At 55.2% G+C, this 801-nt stretch carries 1 pseudogene; it reads left to right on the top strand.

What is annotated here, in order from left to right:
- Positions 1-389 precede the first annotated feature (389 nt).
- Positions 390-801 (top strand): annotated as a pseudogene (locus tag NKH35_RS31900) (hypothetical protein); the annotation flags it as partial.

Here is an 801-nt window from a genome sequence, read left to right as displayed (position 1 = left end):
CCACTCGGGGCCCGCTGCGTGGGGTATAAAACACATACCCAACCGATTACCGGCGTGGTCTTGTTTCCCGCGCTTTAGTGGGGGGGGGGGGGGCGCGCGGGGGGCGCCCGCTTCTGCTACTGCGCGAACGCCTCTGGAGTCGATTTTTAGCAGCTCATTGGCGTGATCTTCAGTTCCTTCGCCACAAAGCCCGGCGGAGAAGAGTATGCTGCCTGGCCTATTCATTGGCCCAAGTCCGCTTGCCACGGCAGCTATCGTTGTCATTTTTACATCAGACGATCGTCTCGTGAGCAGTGGACCGCAAAGTTGCGAAGACGCAGTTGCCCTTTGCTTCTACTGTGCATAGAAGCCATTTGTGCGGGCAGAGGTAAAAAAATGGGTGCGGTGCTGTGGGAATAAAATTCGAAAAGCTAAATAAACTGCGGGAGTCTCTACTAGAGGCAAATCACGATTTCCGCGCCAGCACCCAATTGTTCAATAGCTTGGATGTCGCGAAAATTGATCGCGAAATGGATCTTGAAGGTCGTGGAACGCAGCGAGGCGAGGCTAACCAGCCCCCGAAAACGGCCAAGAATTTCGACGATATAGAGCACACAGTTATCGAGAGGGTCGAGGACGAAAAGAAGGCCGCACATCACACACTCGAAGACAGCCTACAGCTACTCTCCGGCCGATTGGCTGGCCTCGACTTTGAAGAGCAGTTTGGTCTGATCCGTCAGGCGAACGCCGCCAGTGTTTCCGATTTCAAGGCCTCGATCGCGGTGGGCCTAGACGAACTTCACGGATTGCGGAAATCGCGCA

Origin of the sequence: Mesorhizobium sp. M1143, assembly GCF_040318435.1 — a bacterium.
Classification (GTDB): Bacteria; Pseudomonadota; Alphaproteobacteria; order Rhizobiales; family Rhizobiaceae; genus Mesorhizobium.
This window is presented reverse-complemented; position numbering and strand designations above follow the sequence as displayed.